This window comes from Sphingomonas beigongshangi, from assembly GCF_016820445.1.
Lineage (GTDB): Bacteria > Pseudomonadota > Alphaproteobacteria > Sphingomonadales > Sphingomonadaceae > Sphingomonas > Sphingomonas beigongshangi.
The window spans coordinates 324,183-345,908 of sequence record NZ_JADHDT010000002.1 but is presented as its reverse complement, the minus strand read 5'-3'; the positions used below and the strand labels follow the sequence as shown (position 1 = coordinate 345,908).

At 68.7% G+C, this 21,726-nt stretch carries 17 protein-coding genes; 5 read left to right on the top strand and 12 right to left on the bottom strand.

What is annotated here, in order from left to right; genetic code table 11:
• Positions 1-63: 63 nt before the first annotated feature.
• The 5 genes from IQ292_RS04905 to IQ292_RS04885 all read right to left on the bottom strand — a co-directional run bounded on the left by IQ292_RS04905 (position 64) and on the right by IQ292_RS04885 (position 4,164).
• Positions 64-363, bottom strand: a complete 300-nt coding sequence (locus tag IQ292_RS04905; RefSeq protein ID WP_203309183.1) for an integration host factor subunit alpha — start codon at positions 361-363, stop codon at positions 64-66.
• A gap of 124 nt (positions 364-487) precedes the next feature.
• Positions 488-1,456 carry a beta-ketoacyl-ACP synthase III gene (locus tag IQ292_RS04900; protein ID WP_203309182.1) on the bottom strand — a complete coding sequence of 323 codons (969 nt, stop codon included), beginning with the start codon at positions 1,454-1,456 and terminating at the stop codon, positions 488-490.
• Between the two features lie 9 nt (positions 1,457-1,465).
• The gene (gene plsX, locus IQ292_RS04895) at positions 1,466-2,494 is read right to left on the bottom strand and encodes a phosphate acyltransferase PlsX (RefSeq protein ID WP_203309181.1); all 1,029 of its coding nucleotides are present in this window, start codon (positions 2,492-2,494) and stop codon (positions 1,466-1,468) included.
• Positions 2,495-2,530: 36 nt separating this feature from the next.
• Complete coding sequence (rpmF, locus tag IQ292_RS04890; protein ID WP_198354171.1) at positions 2,531-2,710, bottom strand: 50S ribosomal protein L32; 180 nt, start codon at positions 2,708-2,710, stop codon at positions 2,531-2,533.
• Between the two features lie 788 nt (positions 2,711-3,498).
• Positions 3,499-4,164 carry an MBL fold metallo-hydrolase gene (locus IQ292_RS04885; protein WP_203309180.1) on the bottom strand — a complete coding sequence of 222 codons (666 nt, stop codon included), beginning with the start codon at positions 4,162-4,164 and terminating at the stop codon, positions 3,499-3,501.
• Positions 4,165-4,243: 79 nt separating this feature from the next.
• On the opposite strand from IQ292_RS04885, the gene pabB reads away from it, so the two are divergent.
• The 4 genes from pabB (at position 4,244) to msrA (ending at position 8,299) form a co-directional block, all read left to right on the top strand.
• Positions 4,244-6,016: an aminodeoxychorismate synthase component I gene (gene pabB, locus IQ292_RS04880; RefSeq protein WP_203309179.1), complete on the top strand. Its 1,773-nt coding sequence runs from the start codon at positions 4,244-4,246 to the stop codon at positions 6,014-6,016.
• 36 nt (positions 6,017-6,052) lie between these two features.
• On the top strand, positions 6,053-7,252 hold the full coding sequence (locus IQ292_RS04875) for a pyridoxal phosphate-dependent aminotransferase (protein ID WP_203309178.1): 1,200 nt from the start codon (positions 6,053-6,055) through the stop codon (positions 7,250-7,252).
• A gap of 177 nt (positions 7,253-7,429) precedes the next feature.
• Entirely contained in the window at positions 7,430-7,588 is a 159-nt protein-coding gene (locus tag IQ292_RS04870; protein ID WP_203309381.1) for a hypothetical protein, read from the top strand.
• Positions 7,589-7,645: 57 nt separating this feature from the next.
• Positions 7,646-8,299: a peptide-methionine (S)-S-oxide reductase MsrA gene (gene msrA / locus IQ292_RS04865; RefSeq protein WP_203309177.1), complete on the top strand. Its 654-nt coding sequence runs from the start codon at positions 7,646-7,648 to the stop codon at positions 8,297-8,299.
• A gap of 36 nt (positions 8,300-8,335) precedes the next feature.
• Here msrA and IQ292_RS04860 read toward each other — a convergent pair whose 3' ends face one another.
• Positions 8,336-9,133 (bottom strand): COG4705 family protein, encoded by a 798-nt coding sequence (locus tag IQ292_RS04860; protein ID WP_203309176.1) that lies wholly within the window; start codon positions 9,131-9,133, stop codon positions 8,336-8,338.
• Positions 9,134-9,213: 80 nt separating this feature from the next.
• Positions 9,214-9,876 carry a ligase-associated DNA damage response endonuclease PdeM gene (pdeM, locus tag IQ292_RS04855; protein WP_203309175.1) on the bottom strand — a complete coding sequence of 221 codons (663 nt, stop codon included), beginning with the start codon at positions 9,874-9,876 and terminating at the stop codon, positions 9,214-9,216.
• A gap of 139 nt (positions 9,877-10,015) precedes the next feature.
• Here pdeM and IQ292_RS04850 point away from each other — a divergent pair, with 139 nt between their 5' ends.
• Positions 10,016-11,980 (top strand): potassium transporter Kup, encoded by a 1,965-nt coding sequence (locus IQ292_RS04850; RefSeq protein ID WP_203309174.1) that lies wholly within the window; start codon positions 10,016-10,018, stop codon positions 11,978-11,980.
• A 127-nt stretch (positions 11,981-12,107) separates the two neighbouring features.
• On the opposite strand, the gene IQ292_RS04845 is transcribed toward IQ292_RS04850, so the two are convergent.
• From IQ292_RS04845 to IQ292_RS04825, 5 genes are all read right to left on the bottom strand, one after another.
• Positions 12,108-13,511: a M20/M25/M40 family metallo-hydrolase gene (locus IQ292_RS04845; protein ID WP_203309173.1), complete on the bottom strand. Its 1,404-nt coding sequence runs from the start codon at positions 13,509-13,511 to the stop codon at positions 12,108-12,110.
• Between the two features lie 179 nt (positions 13,512-13,690).
• Entirely contained in the window at positions 13,691-18,205 is a 4,515-nt protein-coding gene (gene gltB / locus IQ292_RS04840) for a glutamate synthase large subunit (protein WP_203309364.1), read from the bottom strand.
• Positions 18,206-18,286: 81 nt separating this feature from the next.
• Entirely contained in the window at positions 18,287-19,720 is a 1,434-nt protein-coding gene (locus tag IQ292_RS04835; protein ID WP_203309172.1) for an NAD(P)-dependent oxidoreductase, read from the bottom strand.
• A 153-nt stretch (positions 19,721-19,873) separates the two neighbouring features.
• Positions 19,874-20,677 (bottom strand): undecaprenyl-diphosphate phosphatase, encoded by an 804-nt coding sequence (locus IQ292_RS04830; RefSeq protein WP_203309363.1) that lies wholly within the window; start codon positions 20,675-20,677, stop codon positions 19,874-19,876.
• A gap of 22 nt (positions 20,678-20,699) precedes the next feature.
• A complete protein-coding gene (locus IQ292_RS04825; RefSeq protein ID WP_203309171.1) occupies positions 20,700-21,632 on the bottom strand; it encodes a complex I NDUFA9 subunit family protein in 933 nt (310 codons plus the stop codon).
• Positions 21,633-21,726 lie beyond the last annotated feature (94 nt).

The window sequence follows — 21,726 nt, the reverse complement described above, 5'->3', positions numbered from 1 at the left end:
GCCGCGATCCGGCCTGTTCCGATCCGGCTCGGTCTGACCCGGCCACGTCCGAGGCGATCCGCCTCAGCCGGCGTTGACGATGCGGTCGCGCATCATCTGGCTGGCGCGGAAGGTCAGGACCCGGCGCGGCGCGATCGGCACCTCCACCCCGGTCTTCGGATTGCGACCAACGCGCTCACCCTTGTCGCGCAGCACGAAGGTGCCGAATCCGGAGATCTTGACGTTCTCCCCTCGCCCCAGCGCTTCGCACATCTCGACCAGTATCTGCTCGACCAGCTTGGCCGAATCCGCGCGCGACAGACCTATCTGCCTGTGCAGTGCCTCGGCCAGATCGGCCCGCGTCAGCGTTCCCGCCGTTGTCATCAACACTTCCAGCCCCCGCCTTCTGCAGTTCGTCCATGTGGTGCCGTGCTTACAACACCAAAAACGTGTCCGAAAGGGACTTTGTTTGCCTGAGGGTACCGCGCTGGCATGGATTTGATCAACATCAATAGCGAAGGACGGCGGCGCCCCAGGTAAAACCCCCGCCCATCGCCTCCAGCACGACGATCTGTCCCGCTTTGATACGGCCGTCGCGCGTCGCGACGTCGAGCGCGAGGGGGACGGAGGCGGCGGAGGTGTTGGCGTGCCGATCCACCGTCACCACCACCTTCTCCGGCGGCAGGCCCAGCTTGCGGCTGGTCGCGTCGAGGATGCGCGCGTTCGCCTGATGCGGCACGACCCAGTCGACGTCGGCGGCGGTCAGGCCGGCGAGGCCGAGCACCTCGTCCATCACCGCGGCGAGGTTGACGACGGCGTGACGAAAAACCTCGCGCCCCTTCATCCGCAGTTTGCCCACGGTGCCCGTCGTCGACGGTCCGCCGTCGACATAGAGCAGTCCGTTGTGCCGCCCGTCGGCGTGCAGCCGGGTCGCCAAGATGCCGCGGCCGTCGCCCTCGGCGCTGTCCTGCGCCTCGAGGACGATCGCGCCGGCACCATCGCCGAACAGCACGGCGGTGGTCCGGTCCTCCCAATCGAGGATGCGGCTAAAGGTTTCGGCGCCGATCACCAGCGCGCGGCGCTGCACGCCCGAGCGGAGCATCGCATCGGCGACCTGCACCGCATAGAGAAAGCCGGAGCAGACCGCGGCGACGTCGAAGGCGACGCAATCGTCGATGCCGAGCATCGCCTGCACCTTGGTCGCGGTGGCGGGGAAGGTCTGATCCGGCGTCGCCGTCGCCAGCACGATCAGGTCGATGTCCTGCGCCACCCTGCCCGCCGCGGCGAGCGCGGCGCGTGCGGCATCGGCGGCGAGCGTCGCGGTCGTCTCGTCCGGCCCCGCGATGTGCCGCATGCGGATACCCGTCCGCTCGACGATCCATTCGTCGCTGGTGTCGATCTGCTGCGCGAGGTCGTGGTTGGAGACTTGGCGGGCCGGAAGCGCGGAGCCGGTGCCGAGGAGGACCGAACGGATCATGACGCTTCCTTACGCGGCTTTTTCGAAATTACCGAGGTCGTCGGCGATGCGCCGCGTCAGGTCGGCCCGGACCATCTTGGCCGCATTGCCGATCGCGGTGGCGACGCCCAGCTCGTTCGCGCCACCGTGGCTTTTCACGACGATCCCGCCCAGGCCGAGGAAGACCGCGCCGTTGTGATTGTTGGGGTCGAGGTGGTCGCGCAGCAATTCGGTCGCCGGGCGCGAGATCAGAAAGCCGATCTTCGACCGCGCCGAGCTGCGGAACGCGCGCTTGAGCAGGTCGCCGACGAAGCGGGCGGTCCCCTCGGCGGTCTTCAGCGCGATGTTGCCGGCGAAGCCGTCGCAGACGATGACGTCGTGATGACCGCGAGCCAGCCGGTCCCCCTCGACGAACCCGGTGAAGGTCAAGGGCAAGTGGTTGGCGCCCCGCAGGATCGCGGCGGCGTCGCGGATCTCGTCGGTGCCCTTCTGGTCCTCGCTGCCGATGTTGAGCAACGCGACGCGGGGCGATTCGAGGTCGAGGATGGTGCGCGCATAGGCGGCGCCCATCACCGCGAACTGGACGAGATTGCGCGCGTCGCACTCGGTGTTCGCCCCGAGGTCGAGCATGATCACGTCATTGTCGCCAAGCGTGGGCAGCGGCGCGGCGAGCGCGGGACGATCGATGCCCGGCAGCGTGCGCAGCGCCAGCTTCGCCATCGCCATCAGCGCACCGGTATTGCCGGCGGACACCGCGGCACCGGCCCGACCCTGCTTCACGAGATCGATCGCGACGCCCATCGACGTCGTCCTGGCGCGGCGGATCGCCTGGCTGGGCTTTTCGCTGGAGCCGATCTGATCGGCGGCGTGGACGATCTCGCTCGCCTGGCGAAGGTTCGGATGTTCCTTCAGCCCCTCGGCGATGGCGGACTCGTCCCCGACCAGCAGGAACCGCATGCCCTCGTGGCGGCGGCGCGCGCGGGCGACGCCGGCCAGCATCACCGCCAGCCCCTCGTCGCCGCCCATCGCATCGACGGCGATCCAGGATTGGTCGGGCATGATGTTCAGCGCTTGTCCAGAGGTGAGGTGGAGGGCTTAGCCCTCGACCGAGACGATCTCGCGACCGTTATAGTGACCGCAGGCGGTGCACAGATTGTGGGGACGCTTCAGCTCGCCGCAGTTCGGGCATTCCTGGAACGATTCGATCGACAGCGAATCGTGGCCACGACGCATGCCGCGCTTCGAGGGAGAGGTCTTTCGCTTGGGGACGGCCATTGCGGCACCTTGTTCTTGATCAAATGACGAACCGATACGCACGACCGGCGCCGCCCGCACGACCCGCGCTCGCCGCCGGTCGCTGGGCGCCGCCGTACAGCCGGGCGCATCGCGAAGCGCGGGCCTATAGCGAATTCGCCGATTGTTGCAAGCTTTGCCCGCCGGCAACCGGCAGACCCCCCGGAAAATTGCATTCGCCTATCCCACCGGATTGCCCGACGGTCTCACCCGCCCGCGCGTTCGGGGAGGATTCGCCGGGCAAGCTCCGACCCCCCGTTGTGAAAAGTCACAAAGGTCGCGCTGTTCGCGAGTCATACGCCCGGAGCGCGACGACGATAAGAAACAGCGCGCCGCGTCGAGCCAATCGCATGACCATAGCCGATTCGGACCGTGTAGGAAAGGCCGAGTCGGTTCTTTTCGGCGCCTCCCGTTCCGGCTCCAGAGCCTAAGCCAGGCTTTTCTTGGCCAGGTTTCTATTGCGACCCGCCGGGGGACGTGCGTCGTCTATAGCGTCGTCCCCCCAGTCTCGTGAAAAGCCGCTGCGTTGCCGATGAGGAGCACAGGGCGAACGATGATCTGCGTGCCGCAGGTTCCCGGCCCCCTTGACCACCATCGACAGCTGCCCCCGACTGCCGGACGCGGGTGCGGTTGGCAGTCCCACACACGACCATGCCAGCTGACGCAGTGCGGAAGCCCGCCGCTGCGACGTTGGGGAACGACCGTCGCTCGGCGCGTCGATCAGACCCGGGGAAGGAGGCCAGCCGGGGAGAGGGATATGGCCGCTGCGCCTACTCCACCGCGAGCGCGCGGTCGCTGACGAACATGTTGTGCGCACGTTCGTGCGCAAAGGTGCTGGGATTGCCGTGGCCGGGGATGAAGGCGGTGTCGTCGCCCAGCGGCCACAACTTGGTGACGATCGATTCGATCAGCTGCTGGTGGTTGCCGCCGGCGAGGTCGCTGCGCCCGACAGAGCCCTGGAACAGGACGTCGCCGACCTGCGCGAACCTCGACGGCGCGTGGTGGAAGATGACGTGGCCGAGCGTATGGCCCGGCGTCTCGTAGACATCGAGCGTCAGGTTGCCGACGGTGACGGTGTCGCCGTCGACCAGCCAGCGGTCGGGCTCGAACACCTCGCCGCGGATGCCATAGGTACGGCCGTCCTCGTCGAGCCGCGCGAGCCAGAAGCGGTCCGCCTCGTGCGGCCCCTCGATCGGCACGCCGAGATCGCGCGCAAGCGCCTTCGCCTCTCCGGCATGATCGATATGACCGTGGGTGAGCAGGATCTTCTCGACGGTGATGCCCGCCTGGCCGATCGCCGCCTTGATCCGCGGCAGGTCGCCGCCGGGATCGACGACCGCCGCCTTCATCGTCTCCGTGCACCAGATCAACGTGCAATTCTGCTGGATCGGCGTGACGGGGACGATCGCGGCGCGAAGGGGGGAAGGCTGGTTCATCGCCGCAGGAGATAGGCCGCGCATCGGGTCGCGGCAATCGCGGCTTGCGCGAAGTCGCGTCGCCTGCGCATCTGGGCCGATGACCGCCGCTCCGTTCGTGCTGCTCGACGATGCCCGCCCCGGCGGCGCGGCGCGCCTGTACCGCGACCCGGTCGCGATCGTCTCGGCTAAGGACACGGCGGCGGTGGCACCCGCGCTGGCGCGGTTGCGGGCGGCACGGGCGCAGGGGCTGCATGCGGCGGGATATCTGACCTATGAAGCCGGCGCCGCGCTGATGCCGCGCGCGCCGCAGCGCGACGCAGTCGACGGCGGCGATGCGCCGCTGCTGTGGTTCGGACTGTTCGCGGCGTGGCAGGCGGTGGACGCGGCGGCCTGGCTGCCCGATCCGGCGGGCGCCTATGCCGGTCCGCCCGTGCCGCGGATCGGCCGCGACGCCTATGACGCGGCGCTGGCACGCGTGCTCGACTGGATCGCGGCGGGCGATATATACCAGGCGAACCTGACGCTGCGCGCCGACGTGCCGGTCGCGGGCGATCCGCTGGCGCTCTACGCCCGGCTGCGTGCCCGGTCCGCGGCGGGCCATGGCGCGGTGGTGGCGACGGGCGCACGGACGATCGTGTCGCTGTCGCCCGAAATGTTCTTCGCGCTGGACGGCGACCGTCTGACCTGCCGCCCGATGAAGGGCACGGCCGCGCGCGGCGATACGGCGCTTGCGGACGCGGAGGCGGCGGACCGGCTGGCCCGGGACGAAAAGCAGCGCGCCGAGAACCTGATGATCGTCGACCTGATGCGCAACGACCTGTCGCGCGTCGCAGTGCCGGGCAGCGTCGCGGTGCCGACGCTGTTCGCGGTCGAAACCTATCCGACGATTCACCAGATGACCTCGACCGTCACCGCGACGCTGGCACCCGGGCGCGACGCCGTCGACGTGCTCGAGGCGCTGTTTCCCTGCGGTTCGATCACCGGCGCGCCCAAGCTGCGCAGCATGGACGTGATCGCCGCGGTCGAGACGGAAGCGCGCGGCGTCTATACCGGGAGCATCGGGCGGATCGATGCCGGCGGGGACGCGGCATTCAACGTCGCGATCCGGACGCTGGAGGTCGCCGACGGCGCCGCCGCAGCGACGCTGGGCCTTGGATCGGGCATCGTCGCCGACAGCCGCGCGGACGCGGAATGGGCGGAATGCCTCGCCAAGGGTGCCTTCGTCACGGCCGGGCAGCGCCCGGTCGACCTGATCGAGACGATGGCGTTCGACCCGGAAGACGGCATCGCGCTGCTGGAGCGGCATCTGGCGCGACTGAAGACGAGCGCGTCGGCGCTGGGCTTCGCATTCGACCGCCACGCCGCACGCAACGAACTGCAGGCGGCGACCTTCCGGTTGCGCCAACCGGCGAAGGTGCGGCTGCTGCTCGCCCGGGACGGCGCGCTCGCAATTGAGGTAGCTCCCCTTCCCGCGCCGCGGACGTCGCCGATACGCGTCGCCGTCGTACCCCTGCCCGTCGCGCCGCACGACTATCGGTTGCGCCACAAGACGAGCGACCGCGGCTTCTACGACGCCGCGCGGCGTGCGGCGGGAACGGACGAGGTCGTGTTCGCGAGCGAGGGGGTGCTGACGGAGGGAAGCTTCACCTCGCTGTTCGTGCCGCGCGACGACGGCCTGCTGCTGACCCCGCCATCATCCCGCGGCCTGCTGCCCGGCATATTGCGCGCCGAATTGATCGAAACGGGCGTGGCGATCGAGCAGGATGTGTCAATCGACTTGCTCCCTGCGCAATTTTTTGTCGGAAACGCGGTGCGCGGCCTGATTCCGGCGGTTCTCGCGGTTGCGGAAAACGGCACCGGGTCGCTATAGGGCGCGCGCGCTCTTTCCAGCTCGAAAGTCCCTGTCATGAAGCCCTCTGCCGCGCTTGGTCGCATCAGCCCCTCGCCCACGCTCGCGATCACCAGCCGCGTGCTCGAGCTGAAGCGGGCCGGTGTCGACGTCATCGGCCTTGGCGCGGGCGAGCCTGACTTCGATACGCCCGACTTCGTCAAGGAGGCCGCCATCCAGGCGATCCGCGACGGCAAGACGAAATACACCAACGTCGACGGCACGATCGAGCTGAAGCAGGCCATCGTCGCGAAGTTCGCGCGCGACAACCACCTGACCTACACGCCCGACCAGGTGACGGTGAACGTCGGCGGCAAGCACACCTTGTTCAACGCGATCGTCGCCACGGTGGATGCCGGTGACGAGGTAGTGGTGCCCGCGCCTTACTGGGTGAGCTATCCGGACGTCGTCCAGTTCGCGGGCGGCACGCCGGTGATCGCGATCGCCGGGCCCGAGACAAACTACAAGCTGACCCCCGAGGCGCTGGACGCCGCGATCACGGAACGCACCAAATGGGTGATCCTGAACTCGCCGTCGAACCCGACCGGTGCGGCCTACACGGTCGACGAGCTGAAGGCGCTGGGCGAGGTGCTGGCGCGGCATCCGCACGTGTGGATCTTCGCGGACGATATGTACGAGCATATCGTCTATGACGGCTTCCGCTTCGCGACGATCGCCGAGGTTTGCCCCGAGCTGTACGACCGGACGCTGACGGTGAACGGCTGCTCCAAGGCCTATGCGATGACGGGCTGGCGCATCGGGTTCGCCGCCGGCGCGGCATGGCTGATCAAGGCGATCGCCAAGCTGCAGTCGCAGTCGACCAGCAATCCCTGTTCGATCGCGCAGGCGGCCGCCGTCGCCGCGCTGACCGGACCGCAGGATTTCCTCAAGGAGCGCGCGCAGGCGTTCCAGGCGCGGCGCGACCTCGTCGTCGGCATGCTCAATGCGATCGACGGCATGACCTGCCCCACGCCGGAGGGCGCCTTCTACGTCTATCCGTCGTTCGCGCCGCTCATCGGCAAGACGACGCCGGGCGGACGTCTGATCGCGAGCGACGAGGACTTCGTCGGCTACCTCCTCGACGATGCCAAGGTCGCGGCGGTGCAGGGCGCCGCGTTCGGCCTGTCGCCGGCGATGCGGATCAGCTATGCGACGTCGGACGATCTGCTGCGCGAGGCCTGCACGCGCATCCAGGCGGCCTGCGCCGCCCTGCGCTAGGCCCCCGCGCGCACATCATTAACATAGATCGCTGCACGATGAACGGCGCGCCCACGCGTCGTTCATCGGTGCGTTTCCATAAACGCGATTGAGATCAACATGCCGCGCGACCATGTCGCACGGTGAAGGCCGGGCCAGCGACGACACCGCGCCCCGGTGACGTAGAGGTGACAGACGATGTCCAAGACCATGCAGAAGCTGGTGAAGTCCGATTTCTTCTGGCGGTTCGTCGGCGGCTTCGCGATCGGTGCCGTCGGCGTGGTGACGCTGCAGCCGGCAAGCGCCCAGCACCAGTCGCAACCCGCGCCGGCCGCCGCCGTCCACCCAGTGCGATAACGCACGATGCGCGTCGCGGCCTCTGGTAAATCGGCGGTCGCCGCCCATCTTGACGCCATGCTCAAGACGCTCCTGCCCGTGGCTGCCGCAGGCGGCCTGCTCCTCGCCTCCGCCGGCTTCGCGCATGCCGAGCGCGCCGTGCCGATCCCCGCGGCACGCGTCGACGTGCCGGCGACGCCTGGCACGCAGACCGCGGTCCTCGCCGGCGGCTGCTTCTGGGGAATGGAGGCGGTGTTCGAGCGCGTGAAAGGCGTGAAGACCGTGACCGCGGGCTATGCCGGCGGGACGCGTGGCGACGCGAGCTATCCGCAGGTCTCGACCGAGACGACGCGCCACGCCGAGGCGGTGCGGATCGTCTTCGATCCGCGCGAGGTCAGCTATGCGACACTGCTGCGCGTCTATTTCTCGATCGCGCACGATCCGACGCAGCTCAATCGCCAGGGGCCGGACAGCGGGCCGAGCTACCGCTCCGCGATCTTCCCGCAGGATGCGCGGCAGGCGGCGGTGGCCCGCGCCTATATCGCGCAGCTGGGCCAGGCGAAGAGCTTCGGCAAGCCAATCGTCACGCGGATCGAGCAGGGCGCCTTCTACCCGGCCGAGGCCTATCACCAGAACTTCTACGACCGTAACCCGAACCACCCCTATATCGTCGCCTGGGACAAGCCGAAGGTCGCGGCGTTCAAGGCGGGCTTCCCCACGCTGGCACGCTGATGTGCGGTCCAGCGATGCTGGATCGGGGCGGCGCGGTCAGCGCCCGGGATGATCGCCGGCGCGCTGCGGCGTGATCAGGATGAGCGCGACGATCGCCGCCGACAGCAATGCCGTCGCGAGCGGGCGGCTGAGGTCCAGGCCGCCCCGCGCGATCGGCTTGTCTAGGAAATCGCCGACCGTCGCGCCTAGCGGCCGGGTCAGGATGAACGCCGCCCAGAACAGCAGCACCCGCGACACGCGCGTGGCGACGTAGAGCAGCGCCAGCACCGCCAGCGCAGCGCCGAACAGCAAGGCGGCACCGGCATAGCCGAGCGTCCCGTCCGCCACCCAGTCGCCCAGCGCGGTGCCCAGCGTCTGCGAAAAGGTGATGGTCACCCAGTAGAAGACCTCCGCCCGCGCCGTCGCGATCCGCTCGACGTTCACCGAACCGAGCGCGCGATGCCAGCTGAACAGCGAAAGCAGCACGAGCGCGAGCAGCAGCAGCGACCCGCCGGGATAGCCCAGGCCGAGCGACCGCGTCGCGAAATCGGCAAGCGTCGTGCCGGCGGTCGTCGAGGCGATGATCGTCGCCCAGTACAGCCAGGGATGGAACCGCCGCGCGCGGATCTGCAACCCGGCGAGGCCGATCAGCAGCACGCCGAAGATCGCGGAGCCGACCAGATAGCCGTTGACGCCGCCCTCGCCGGCAGCGGGCGTCGTTTCGCCCAGCCAGCTCATGCTGACCGCGTCGCCGCCGGTCTCGCCGAGCGTCGTCGCCAGGATCTTGATGATCCAGAAGGTCAGCGTCACGGCCGGCACCTTTCGGGGTATCGGTCGTGCATGGTCGGTCGTCATAGCCTTCTTACCCCTGGACATGCCGCGGCAGGATGCCCCGATTCGGGGGAGAGCGGCAAGCCGTCCGCGAAGGGCGGCGCTCAGGCCGCGATCGGGAAGCGCAGCAAGCGGTCGTCGACCGGCACCAGCGCCTCCGCGCCGCGACCCACGGCCGCGGTGAGCGCGGGATGGTCGACGTCGAGGCCGCCGGTCAGCGCGCCGAAGGCGGGCAGGACGATCTTGCGCGCGGTCGCGACGAAGCAGCGGCGCGCGACCTGCTTGCCGCGCACCCGCAGGCGCAGCTTGGGATGGAAATGGCCCGAGAGTTCGGGGCGCGGCTCGTCCGGCGCCGCTTCGTGGCGCAGGACCAGGCCCTCGACCATCGCCTCCTCGACGACGTCGCCGCCACAGCGATCGACGAGCACGGGATCGTGGTTGCCGGTGATCCAGGTCCAGGCGAGCCGCGCCGTCAGGTCGCGCAACAGCGCCTGCGCGGCAGCCGGCAGCCGCTCGCACCCGGCCGAGTCGTGGAAACTGTCGCCCAGGCACCACAATTCGACTGCGCCCGTCGCCGCGACGAGACGCGCGAGCTCGGTCAGCGTGGCGATCGAATCATAGGGCGGCAGCATCTGGCCGCGCATGGCGAACCAGCTCGCCTTCTCGAAATGCAGGTCCGCGACGAGCAGCGCGCGTCGCGCCGGCCACCACAGGGCGCCGTCGCGAAGCGCGGCGAGATCATGACCGCCGAACGAAAAGGGAACCATTCCGCCGCCTTGCCGTCATGACTCCGGCAAATCAAGCGCTTGAAGTGGCCGATGCGAATAGACTTGCCTTGTCATGGATTAGGCGTAAAGCGCGCCGTCCTTCGCAAGGGGCGCTCTTTACAGGGGTAAGTCGCGCGCCATGTCCACGCTCGCCGGTCCACCGACCGTTCAACAACCAACGTCGCACGACCTATCGTCGTCGCACCATCCGCATCCCGCGCTGCCCGGCCTGATCCTGGGCGCGATCGGCGTGGTGTTCGGCGACATCGGCACCAGCCCGCTCTACGCGTTCCGCGAGGCGCTGGGCCAGACCGCCGCCGACGGCATCGACCCGTCCGAGATCCTGGGCGTGCTCAGCCTCGCGCTGTGGACGCTGACGCTGATCGTCACGATCAAATACGTGCTGTTCCTGATGCGGGCGGACAATCACGGCGAGGGCGGCGTGCTCGCGCTCGCGGCGCTTGCCCGGCGGGCGATCGGCGTGCGGTCGCGCATCGCAATCGTGCTGGGCGCGATCGGCGCGTCCCTCTTCTACGGCGACGCGATCATCACGCCGTCGCTGTCGGTGCTGTCGGCGATGGAGGGGCTGCGCACCATACCGAGCGCGGCGCACATCTTCGACGAGGGCACGATACGCGCGCTGACGATCGTCATCCTGATCGCGCTGTTCTTCATCCAATCGCGCGGCACGGCGATGGTCGCGACGCTGTTCGGCCCAATCTGCGTCGTGTGGTTCGTCGTGATCGGGGGGCTTGGCATCTGGCATATCGCCGACGAGCTCTCGATCTTCCGCGTGCTGTGGCCGAGCTATGGCATCCACTTCCTCGCGACGCACGGCACGGTCGGCCTGTTCGTGCTGGGCGCGGTGTTCCTGACGGTGACGGGCGCGGAGGCGCTGACCGCCGACATGGGGCATTTCGGCAAGCGTCCGATCCGCCTCGCCTGGCTGTTCCTCGTCTTCCCCGCGCTGATGCTCAACTACCTCGGCCAGGGCGCCTTCGCTTTGTCGAAGCTGGAGGCGGCGCAGGCCGCGGGCAAGACGTTCACCAATCAGGACTGGTTCTACCTGATGGCGCCGGAAAGCGTGCGCGGGCCGCTGGTCGTGCTCGCCGGCCTCGCCACCGTCATCGCGAGCCAGGCGGTGATCACGGGCGCCTTCTCGCTGACACAGCAGGCGGTGCAGCTCGGCCTGCTGCCGCGCATGCGCCTGCGCCAGACGTCCGCGGATTTCGCGGGGCAGATCTATCTGCCCGCGATCAACTGGATGCTGCTGGCCGGCGTGCTGGTGCTGATCCTGCAGTTCAAGACCTCGTCGGACATGGCCGCCGCCTATGGCATCGCGGTCACCGGCACGATGGTGGTGACGACGCTGCTGGGCTATCTGGTCGCGCGCCACGTCTGGGGCTGGCGCCGGCCGCTGGCGCTCGCCGCCATCCTGCCGTTCCTGCTGCTCGACACGATCTTCTTCGGCGCCAACATCCTGCGCGTGATCGAGGGCGGCTGGGTGCCGCTCGCGATCGCGGCGGCGATCGGCTTCCTGATCTACACCTGGGTACGCGGCAAGGGCATCGTGCGCGCGTTCGAGGCGCGGCAGAGCATCCCCCTCGCCGATCTCGCCGCAGCGCTGGCGAAGCGGCCGCCCGAGCGCGTGCCGGGCACCGCCGTGTTCCTGACCGGCAATCCGGAAGCCGCACCCGGTGCGCTGCTCCACAACCTCAAGCACAACAAGGTGCTGCACGCGCGCAACCTGGTGGTCAGCATCCGCACCGCGGACCGGCCGGTGGTCGACGCCGAACACCGCGCCAGGGTCGAGCGGCTCGACGACAATTTCGAAGTGGTCGTGCTGACCTATGGCTTCATGGAGAGCCCGGACGTGCCGGCGGACCTGGGTGTCGGCGCCCGCACCGAGGTGCAGGGGCTGGATGCGATGAAGACGAGCTTCTTCATCGGCCGCAACACGCTGAAGCCGGAAGCGGACCAGGGAATGCCGCTGTGGCAGGACCGCGTGTTCATGTTCCTGCAGCGCAACGCCAGCGACCCGACCGAATTCCTGCGCATCCCGCCGGGCAAGGTGCTGGAGCTGGGCGAGCAGGTGACGGTTTAGTCTGCGATCCAGCAAGGCTGGATCTGCGCGGTACCGGTCCTCACCCTTCCCACCGCCTTCTGCGGCAGGCCCCTTCCCTCTCCGGGCGGGAGGGGGAGCAGCCGGCGAAGGGTGAGGGTGCCCCCCCTTACCCCGCGTAGGTCTTGACCAGATCGTACAGATAGTCGCGGCCTTCGTAGAGCGACTTGACCCCGATCCTCTCGTTGAGGCCGTGGATGCCGCCGCCGTCCTTCTCGATGAACATGCCGGGCACGCCATAGACGGGGATGCCGATCGCCTCGAAGAAGATGCCGTCGGTCGCGCCCGTCGACATCAGCGGCACGACGGGGGTGCCGGGGAAGTATTTCGCGGCGAGCGTGGTCGCCGGCCCGACGATCTTCGGGTCGAGCGTCGGCGGGATCGCGGTGGGACGGACGGGCTGGTTCGCCGTCACCTTGACCTTGGCGCCCGCCAATTTCTGTAGCGTCGCCAGCGTGCCGTCGACCGTCTCGCCCGGGAAGATGCGGCAGTTGATGTTGGCGGTGGCGCGCTGCGGCAGCGCGTTTTCGGCATGGCCGGCACTCAGCAGCGTCGCGACGCAGGTGGTGCGCAGCGTCGAGTGGAAGGTCTTGTCCCGGCTGACGATCGCGTCGGCCGCCTTGTCATTGGGGTTGGCGAGAAGACGGGTGATCGCCGCGCCCGTCTCGCCGCCCGCCTGCTTCGCCGCGGCGGTAAAGAAGGCGCGCGTGGTATCGGTGAAGCGGATGGGGAATTCATAGCCCTGCACCGCCTTCACCGCGTCCGCGAGTTCGTAGATCGCGTTGTCGGGCACCGGCTGCGAGCTGTGGCCGCCGGGATTGGTGGCGAGGAAGGTGTAGTTCTGCGCGGCCTTCTCGCCGACCTGGATCGCCAGGACCTCGCGCTTGCCGTCGGCGGTCAGGCGGCCGCCGCCGCCCTCGTTGAGCGCGAATTCGGCGGCGATCAGGTCCGGTTTGGTCTTCGCCAGCCATTCGGCGCCGTTGAAGGCATAGGTCGTCTCCTCGCCGCAGGTCAGCGCCAGCTTGATCGTCCGGCGCGGCGGCTTGCCCGCCTGCTTCAGCCGGATCATCGTATCCGCCCACACCGCCGCCATCGCCTTGTCGTCGACGGTACCCCGGCCGTAATAATAGCCGCCTTCCTCGATCAGCTTGAACGGGTCGCGTACCCAGTCCTCGCGCTTGGCCGCGACGACGTCGATATGGCCGAGCAGCAGCATCGGCTTGGCGGCCGGGTCGCTGCCCCGCAGCACCGCGACGACACCGCCGTCCTGCGGATGATCTGGGGTGGAAAACAGCGTGACGTCGCCATCGGCATAGCCGGCCGCCTTCAGGCGCGTCGCGATCTGCGTCGCCGCCTGGGTGCAGCTGCCGACGCCCACCACGGTATTGGTCTCCACGAGCTGCTTGTAGAGATCGAAGAAGGCGCGCTGGTCCGGCCGGGTCTGCGCCGGGGCGGCGGTGGCCGTGGCGAGCGCGACCGCCGCGGTGGCAAGGCCGGTGATGGTACGCGTCATGAATGCCCCTCTCGTTTCATTTCAAGCGAGTAGAGCGCGAAAGGAGACCAGGCGCAACAGGCGCGCCGCCCCCCTGCGGGAGGCGCCGGGGGTGGGCGCGTCCTCGCGTGACGGCGATCGCATGGCGGACGTGTCCGTTATCTCCGGACCGACCCCCTCCCGCTAACGGGAGGGGGAAATCACTCCGCGGCGACCGCCTCCGGGCTGTCGTCGAGCGGATGCGTCTGGCGGGACAGCATCTCCTTCGGCACGACCTGCCAGAAGCGACCGAGCGCCTGGTCCCAGTCGGCGAGCAGGCCCTTCGACCAGCGGCTGTCGGTCGCCGCGGCGTGGCGCTCGACGAGCGCGCGCAGCACGGCTTCCCAATGCGCGGACGCCAGCCGCTGCCAGACGATGTTTTCGGGGTTGGCGCGGCGTTCGAAGCTGTCGTCGGCGTCGTAGACGAAGGCCATGCCGCCCGTCATGCCGGCACCGAAGTTGGCGCCGACCTGACCCAGCACCACCGCGACGCCGCCGGTCATATATTCGCAGCCGTTGGCACCGCAGCCTTCGACCACCACGGTCGCGCCCGAACTGCGCACGGCGAACCGCTCGCCCGCCTGTCCCGCCGCCAGCAACGTGCCCGACGTCGCGCCGTAGAGGACGGTGTTGCCGACGATCGTATTGTCCTGGCTGGCGAGCGGCGAGGATACCGCGGGGCGGACGATGATCGTGCCGCCTGACAGGCCCTTGCCGACATAGTCGTTGGCGTCGCCGAACACCTCCAGCGTGACGCCCTTGCACAGGAACGCGCCGAGCGACTGGCCGGCCGAGCCGCGCAGGCGGACCGTGACATGGCCATCGGCGAGCGTCGCCATGCCGAACCGGCGCGTGATCTCGCTCGACAGGCGCGTGCCGACCGCGCGGTGGGTGTTGCGCACCGAATAGGTCAGCTGCATCTTCTCGCCGCGCGCGAACACCGGGGCGGCATCCTTGATGATCTGCGCATCCAGGCTGTCGGGCACGTCGTTGCGGAAGGTCGACAGGCTGAAGCGCCGTTCCGCATCGGTCGCATCGACCTTGGCGAGGATCGGGTTCAAGTCGAGGTCGTCGAGATGCTCTGCGCCGCGGCTTACCTGACGGAGCAGTTCGGTGCGGCCGATCACCTCGTCCAGGCTGCGGCAGCCCAGGCGGGCGAGGATGTCGCGCACCTCCTCGGCGATGAAGGTCATCAGGTTGATGACCTTTTCCGGCGTGCCGGTGAACTTGGCGCGCAGCCGCTCGTCCTGCACGCAGACGCCAACCGGGCAGGTGTTCGAATGGCACTGGCGCACCATGATGCAGCCCATGGCGACGAGGCTGAGCGTGCCGATGCCGAATTCCTCCGCGCCCAGGATCGCGGCGATGACGATGTCGCGCCCGGTCTTGAGCCCGCCGTCGGCGCGCAGCCTGACCCGGCCGCGCAGACCGTTCAGCGTCAGCACCTGGTTCACTTCGCTGAGCCCCATTTCCCAGGGCGTGCCCGCATATTTGATGCTGGTCTGCGGACTGGCGCCGGTGCCGCCGACGTGACCGGAGACGAGGATGACGTCGGCATGCGCCTTGGCGACGCCCGCCGCGACCGTGCCGATGCCCGCCGAGCTGACCAGCTTGACCCCGACACGCGCGCGCGGGTTGATCTGCTTCAGGTCGTAGATCAGCTGCGCCAGATCCTCGATCGAATAGATGTCGTGGTGCGGCGGCGGGCTGATCAGCGTCACGCCCGGGGTCGCATGGCGCAGCTTGGCGATGAATTCGGTCACCTTGAAACCGGGCAGCTGCCCGCCCTCGCCGGGCTTTGCCCCCTGCGCGACCTTGATCTCGATCTCCTCGCAGGCGCCGAGATATTCGGCGGTGACGCCGAAGCGACCGGAGGCGACCTGCTTGATCGTCGAATTGGCGTTGTCGCCATTGGCATAAGGCGTGAAGCGGCTGACGTCCTCGCCACCCTCGCCCGACACCGCCTTGGCACCGATGCGGTTCATCGCGATCGCCAGCGTCTCGTGCGCCTCCGGCGACAGCGCGCCCAGCGACATGCCCGGCGTGACGAAGCGCTTGCGGATTTCCGTGATCGCCTCGACCTGGTCGACGGGCACGCCCTCCGCCGGGAAATTGAACTGGAGGAGGTCGCGCAGATAGACCGGCGGCAGGTCGGCGACTCCGCGGCTGAACTGGAGATAGCTGGTATAGCTGTCGGTCGCGACCGCCGTCTGGAGCAGATGCATCAGCTGCGCCGAATAGGCATGCGTCTCGCCGGTATGACGCTGGCGATAGAAGCCGCCGATCGGCAGCTTCGCGATCCCCTCGTCCCAGGCCAGCTCGTGCCGGACGATCGCGCTGTGGTGCAGCGAGGCATAGCCCTCGCCCGAGATCTTGGCGGGCATGCCGGGGAACAGGTCGTTGACGAGCGCACGGCTGAGGCCGACCGCCTCGAAATTATAGCCGCCGCGATAGCTGGAGATCACCGCGATCCCCATCTTCGACATGATCTTGAGCAGGCCCTCCTCGATCGCGACGCGATGGCGGGCGAGGCAGGCGTCGAGGCCGAGATCGCCGAACAGGCCGCGCGCCTGGCGGTCGACAATCGCGGCTTCCGCCAGATAGGCGTTCACCGTCGTCGCGCCGACGCCGATCAGCACCGCATAGTAATGCGTGTCGAGGCATTCGGCCGAGCGCACGTTGATCGAGGCGTAGGACCTGAGGCCCTTGCGGACGAGATGCGTATGCACCGCGGCGACGGCGAGCACGCCCGCGATCGCGACGCGGCCTTCGGAGACATGCTCGTCGGTCAGGAACAGCTCGCTCTTGCCCTGGCGCACCGCCTGTTCCGCCTCGTTGCGGATGCGCTGGATCGCGGCGCGCAGCTTTTCCGGGCCACCGTCCGCGTCGAAGGTGCAGTCGATTTCGCTCGCGCTGCTGCCGAAATGCGCGCGCAACCGAGCCCAGTCGTGCCCGGTCAGCACCGGCGAATCGAGCACCAGCACGCGTTCGCGGCGATCCTCCGTGTCGAGGATGTTGGCCAGATTGCCGAAGCGCGTCTTGAGCGACATGACGTAACGCTCGCGCAGCGAGTCGATCGGCGGGTTGGTGACCTGGCTGAAGTTCTGGCGGAAGAACTGGCTGATGAGCCGCGGCTTGTCGCTGATCACCGCGAGCGGCGTGTCGTCGCCCATCGAGCCGACCGCTTCCTTCGCCGAATCGACCATGGGCGACAGGATCAGCTCCATGTCCTCCAGCGTCAGGCCGGCGGCGACCTGGCGGCGGGTGAGGTCGGCGCGATCGTAGCGGACGGTGGCGTCCGGTACCTCCGGCAGGTCGCGCATCGCGTGGAATTCGCCGATCATCGCGGCATAGTCATGCTCGGCGGCGATCCGGTCCTTGACCTCGCGGTCGTTGAGGACGCGCCCCTCGTCGAGGTCGACCGCGATCATCTGGCCAGGCCCCAGCCGCCCCTTGGCGACGATCGTCGATTCCGGAACGACGACCATGCCGCTTTCCGATCCGACGATCAGCAGGCCATCGGCGGTCTGCGTGTAGCGCAGCGGGCGCAGCGCGTTGCGATCGACGCCGCCGACCGCCCAGCGCCCGTCGGTCATCGCCAGCGCGGCGGGGCCGTCCCACGGCTCCATCACCGAGGCGAGATAGTTGTACATCGCGGCGTGCGGCGCGGGCAGGTCGGCCGACATCGCCTCGGGCAGCAGCATGATCTTCGCGGTCGGCGCGTCGCGCCCCGAGCGGCAGATCGTCTCGAACACCGCGTCGAGCGCCGCGGTGTCGCTGGCGCCGGCGGGGATCACCGGCTTGATATCCTCCGAATTGTCGCCGAACGCCGTCGCCGCCATCCGAATCTCGTGGCTGAGCATCCAGTTCTTGTTGCCGCGGATCGTGTTGATCTCGCCGTTGTGCGCGAGGCAGCGGAACGGCTGCGCGAGCCACCATTGCGGGAAGGTGTTGGTCGAATAGCGCTGGTGAAAGATCGCGACGCGCGATTCGAACCGCTGGTCCTGCAGGTCGGGGTAGAAGACCGACAGGCTCTCCGCGAGGAACAGGCCCTTGTAGACGATCGAGCGGCAGCTGAGCGAACAGACGTAGAAGCCCTGGATCTGCGCGGCGATGACGCGCTTCTCGATCCGGCGGCGGATGAGATACAGATTCTTCTCGAACTCGGCCGCCGACATCTCGTCGGGCATCGGCCCGGCGATCATGATCTGCTCGATCTCGGGACGCGTCGCCTGCGCCTTTATGCCGATGACGGAGACGTCGACCGGGACCTGACGCCAACCGTAGATGGTGTAGCCCGCCTCGATGATCGCGCTTTCGACGATCGTGCGGCAACTCTCCTGCGCGCCTAGGTCGGTGCGCGGCAGGAAGATCATGCCGACCGCGAGCCGGTTGGGCAGCACCTTGTGGCCGGAGGCGACGACGGCATCGTCGAAGAAGCGGTGCGGCAGGTCGATGTGAAGACCCGCTCCGTCGCCGGTCTTGCCGTCGGCATCGACCGCGCCGCGGTGCCACACCGCCTTCAGCGCGTCGATCGCCGACTGGACGACGCGGCGCGACGCGCGCCCGTCGGTCGCGGCGACGAGGCCGACGCCGCAGGCATCGCCCTCGTAATCCGGACGGTACATGCCATGGTCGGCGAGATACCGGCGCTGATCTGTCGTGGGATCGGTCATGGGGGCGGTCACGGCATCAGTCATGGGATCGGTCCATCGTCGGGCCGCCGCGGGCGGCCGGTATCGGTGTCGAAGCGTGAATCAGGCGGCGACCTTCGCGCGCCTGGCGCTGGCCTTCAGCCACTTGTGCATCGCGCTCGCGACGTCGCGGCCGTCGCGGATCGCCCAGACGACGAGGCTGGCGCCGCGCACGATGTCGCCCGCCGCAAAGACCCCATCGAGGCTGGTCATCAGCGTCTTGCCGTCGACCAGCACGGTGCCCCAACGCGACACGCCGAGTTCGGGCGCGCCGAACAGGCCGGGCAGATCCTCCGCGTCGAAGCCGAGCGCCTTGATCACAAGGTCGGCGTGCACCGTGAAGTCGCCCGACGGATCGGCTTCCGGCGCGCGCCGTCCGCTGGCGTCGGGCGCGCCCAGCCGCATGCGTCGCGCCCGCACGGTTCCGTCGGCGTCGAAGGCCGCGGGGGCGGAAAGCCAGACGAACTCCGCGCCCTCCTCCTCCGCATTGGCCACTTCGCGCTGGCTGCCCGGCATGTTGGCGCGATCGCGGCGATACAGGCACTTCACGGACGCGGCGCCCTGGCGGATCGCGGTGCGCACGCAGTCCATCGCGGTATCGCCGCCCCCGATGACCACGACATGCTTGCCCTGCGCGTCGAGCGCGCCGCCGTCGAAGGCCGGCACCGCATCGCCGAAGCCCTTGCGATTGGAGGCGATCAGATAGTCGAGCGCGGCCACGACACGCCCGTCGTCACCCTGGCCCAGGTCGAGATCGCGCGCGCGATAGACGCCGGTGGCGATCAGCACCGCGTCGTGCCGTCGGCGCAGCTCGTCGAGGCTCGCCTGCTCGCCGACGGAAAAGCCGGTGTGGAAGACGATGCCGCCGGCCGCGAGCCGCTCGACGCGGCGCATCACGACCGGCTTCTCCAGCTTGAAGCCGGGGATGCCATAGGTCAGCAGCCCGCCGGCGCGATCGTGCCGATCGTAGACATGGACGTCATAGCCGTGACCGCGCAGATATTCCGCCGCGGTGAGGCCCGCGGGCCCCGCGCCGATGACGGCGACCGACTGGCCGCGCGCCGGACCCGGCACGAGCGGCTCGACCCAGCCCTGTTCCCAGGCGGTGTCGGTGATGAACTTCTCGACCGAACCGATCGTGACGGCGCCGTGTCCGGAGAATTCGATGACGCAATTGCCCTCGCACAGCCGGTCCTGCGGACAGATGCGGCCGCAGATCTCGGGCATGGTCGAGGTCGCGTTGCTCAGCTCATAGGCCTCGCGCAGCCGGCCCTCAGCGGTCAGGCGGAGCCAGTCGGGGATGTGGTTGTGCAGGGGACAGTGCACCGAGCAATAGGGCACGCCGCATTGCGAGCAGCGGCCCGCCTGTTCCTCGGCCGCCGGCACGGCATAGCGCGCTGCGATCTCGCGGAAATCGTCCGCCCGCGCCTCCGCCTCGCGCTTCTCGGGATATTTTTGTTCCCGTCCGACGAACTTCAGCATCGATTCGTGCGCCATGGAGCCTCCTGACCGTGCCGCTACGCACGATCGGGGGCCATGTCACGTACAAAATGCTCGATAGGGAAGTCTAAGTTACCTATTTTCTCGACTTCAAGGCCCCTAAGGCCAGCCGCCAATATAAATACCGAGAAAATACATATCGATCCGGTACTATCTAATCTGGAGCGCGATCAGCGCGACGACGCCGACGATGATCCGGTACCAGGCGAAGGGCGCGAAACCGTGCCGCGTGATGACCGCCATGAACCAGCGGATCACCAGCATCGCGACGATGAACGACACCACGAAACCGACCGCGATCGCCAGCCATTCGCCCTGCGCCAGCGTCGCGCCCGACTTGAGCAGGTCGTAGCCGCTGGCGGCGAGCATCGTCGGTATGGCGAGGAAGAAGGAGAATTCCGCCGCCGCCTGGCGATCCACCCCCAGCGTCAGCGCGCCCATGATCGTCGCGCCCGATCGACTGACGCCCGGGATCATCGCGAGGCACTGCATGAAGCCGATGCCGAGCGCGGTCGTGGCGGGCATCGTCTCCACCGATTCGACACGCGCGCGCTTCGCCATCCGCTCGATCGCCAGGATCGCGACGCCGCCGACGATCAGCGCGACCGCGACGACGGTCGGCTTCTCCAGCAGGGCCTTGACCGCCTTGTAGACGACGAAGCCGATCGCCATCGCGGGCAGGAAGCCGAGGACGACGTTGCGCACGAAGGCGATCGACCGGCGCTCCGCCGCGAACAGGCCGACCGCGACGCCCCAGAAGCGGCGCCAGTAGAGGACGATGACCGCAAGGATCGCACCCAGCTGGATGACGATGTCGAACGTCGCCGTGCCCTGGTTCTGCACGCCGAGCAGCGTGCCGGCGAGGATGAGATGGCCGGTCGAGGAGACGGGCAGGAATTCCGTGACCCCCTCGACGATGCCGAGGAGGATGGCGGTGAGGAGGTCCATGGTGATGTCCTAGCCGAGGAGGGGCGTGTCAGGCGTGATAAAGCGTTTCGGCGCGGCGGCCGAACCGCCCCTTGCGACGGAAGCGGACAAGCCAGTCGGGCGCGACGGTGGCGAGCGGCGTCGCCTCGATGCCCAGTGCCGCGAGGCCCGGCGCGTCCGGCGCGACGACATTGTCGCGCTGAAGCATCTGCCATTGGTCGGTGGTGATGGGCGCGAGCGGCAGGCGGGCGAGCAGCGCCCCCGCCGCATCGGGCAGCTCGACGATCGACGGCTTGCGGCCGAGCGTGGTGGCGAGCCAGCGGATGATCTCGCCCATGCTCATCACGTCGGGACCGCCGAGCTCGAAGGTTCGGCCGGCATGCTCCGGCGCCAGCGCCGCGGCGAAGGCATCGCCGACGTCGGCGGCGAACACCGGCTGGAACTTCACCGGCGCGCGCAGCACCGGCACGACCGGGAACGCCTCGATCATCCCCGCGAAGCGGTTGAGGAACTGGTCCTCGCGGCCGAAGACGATCGAGGGACGGATGATCGCGGCACGCGGGAAGGCGGCGCGCACCGCCTCCTCGCCGCGACTCTTGGTGCTGCCATAGGCCGAGCGCGCGGCGGGATCGGCGCCGATCGCCGACATGTGCACCAGCGCCTCGACTCCCGCGCCCGCCGCCGCCTCGGCGACGTTGCGGGCACCGGTAACGTGGATCGCCTCGAACGCCCCCTCGAGAACGCCGACGAGGTTGATCACCGCGTCCGCCCCCGCGACGGCGCGATGCACCGTATCGGCCCGCGTCACGTCGGCCGCGACGAACTGCATCTGGCCCAGGCCACCCAGCGGCTTCAGGAACCAGGCCCGCCGCGGATCGCGCTCCGCGACGCGGACGCGCGCGCCGGCGCGCAGCAGCGCCTGCACGACGTAGCGGCCGACGAACCCGCCGCCACCGAACACGGTTACCAGTTTGTCGTTCATGATCGGCCCTTCTCGCCGGAATGGGAAAATTCGCTACGCCGCCCTTGCCCCGCGAAAGTCGTGTTGACAAGGCGCCGCCGCGCCCCCTAAAGGC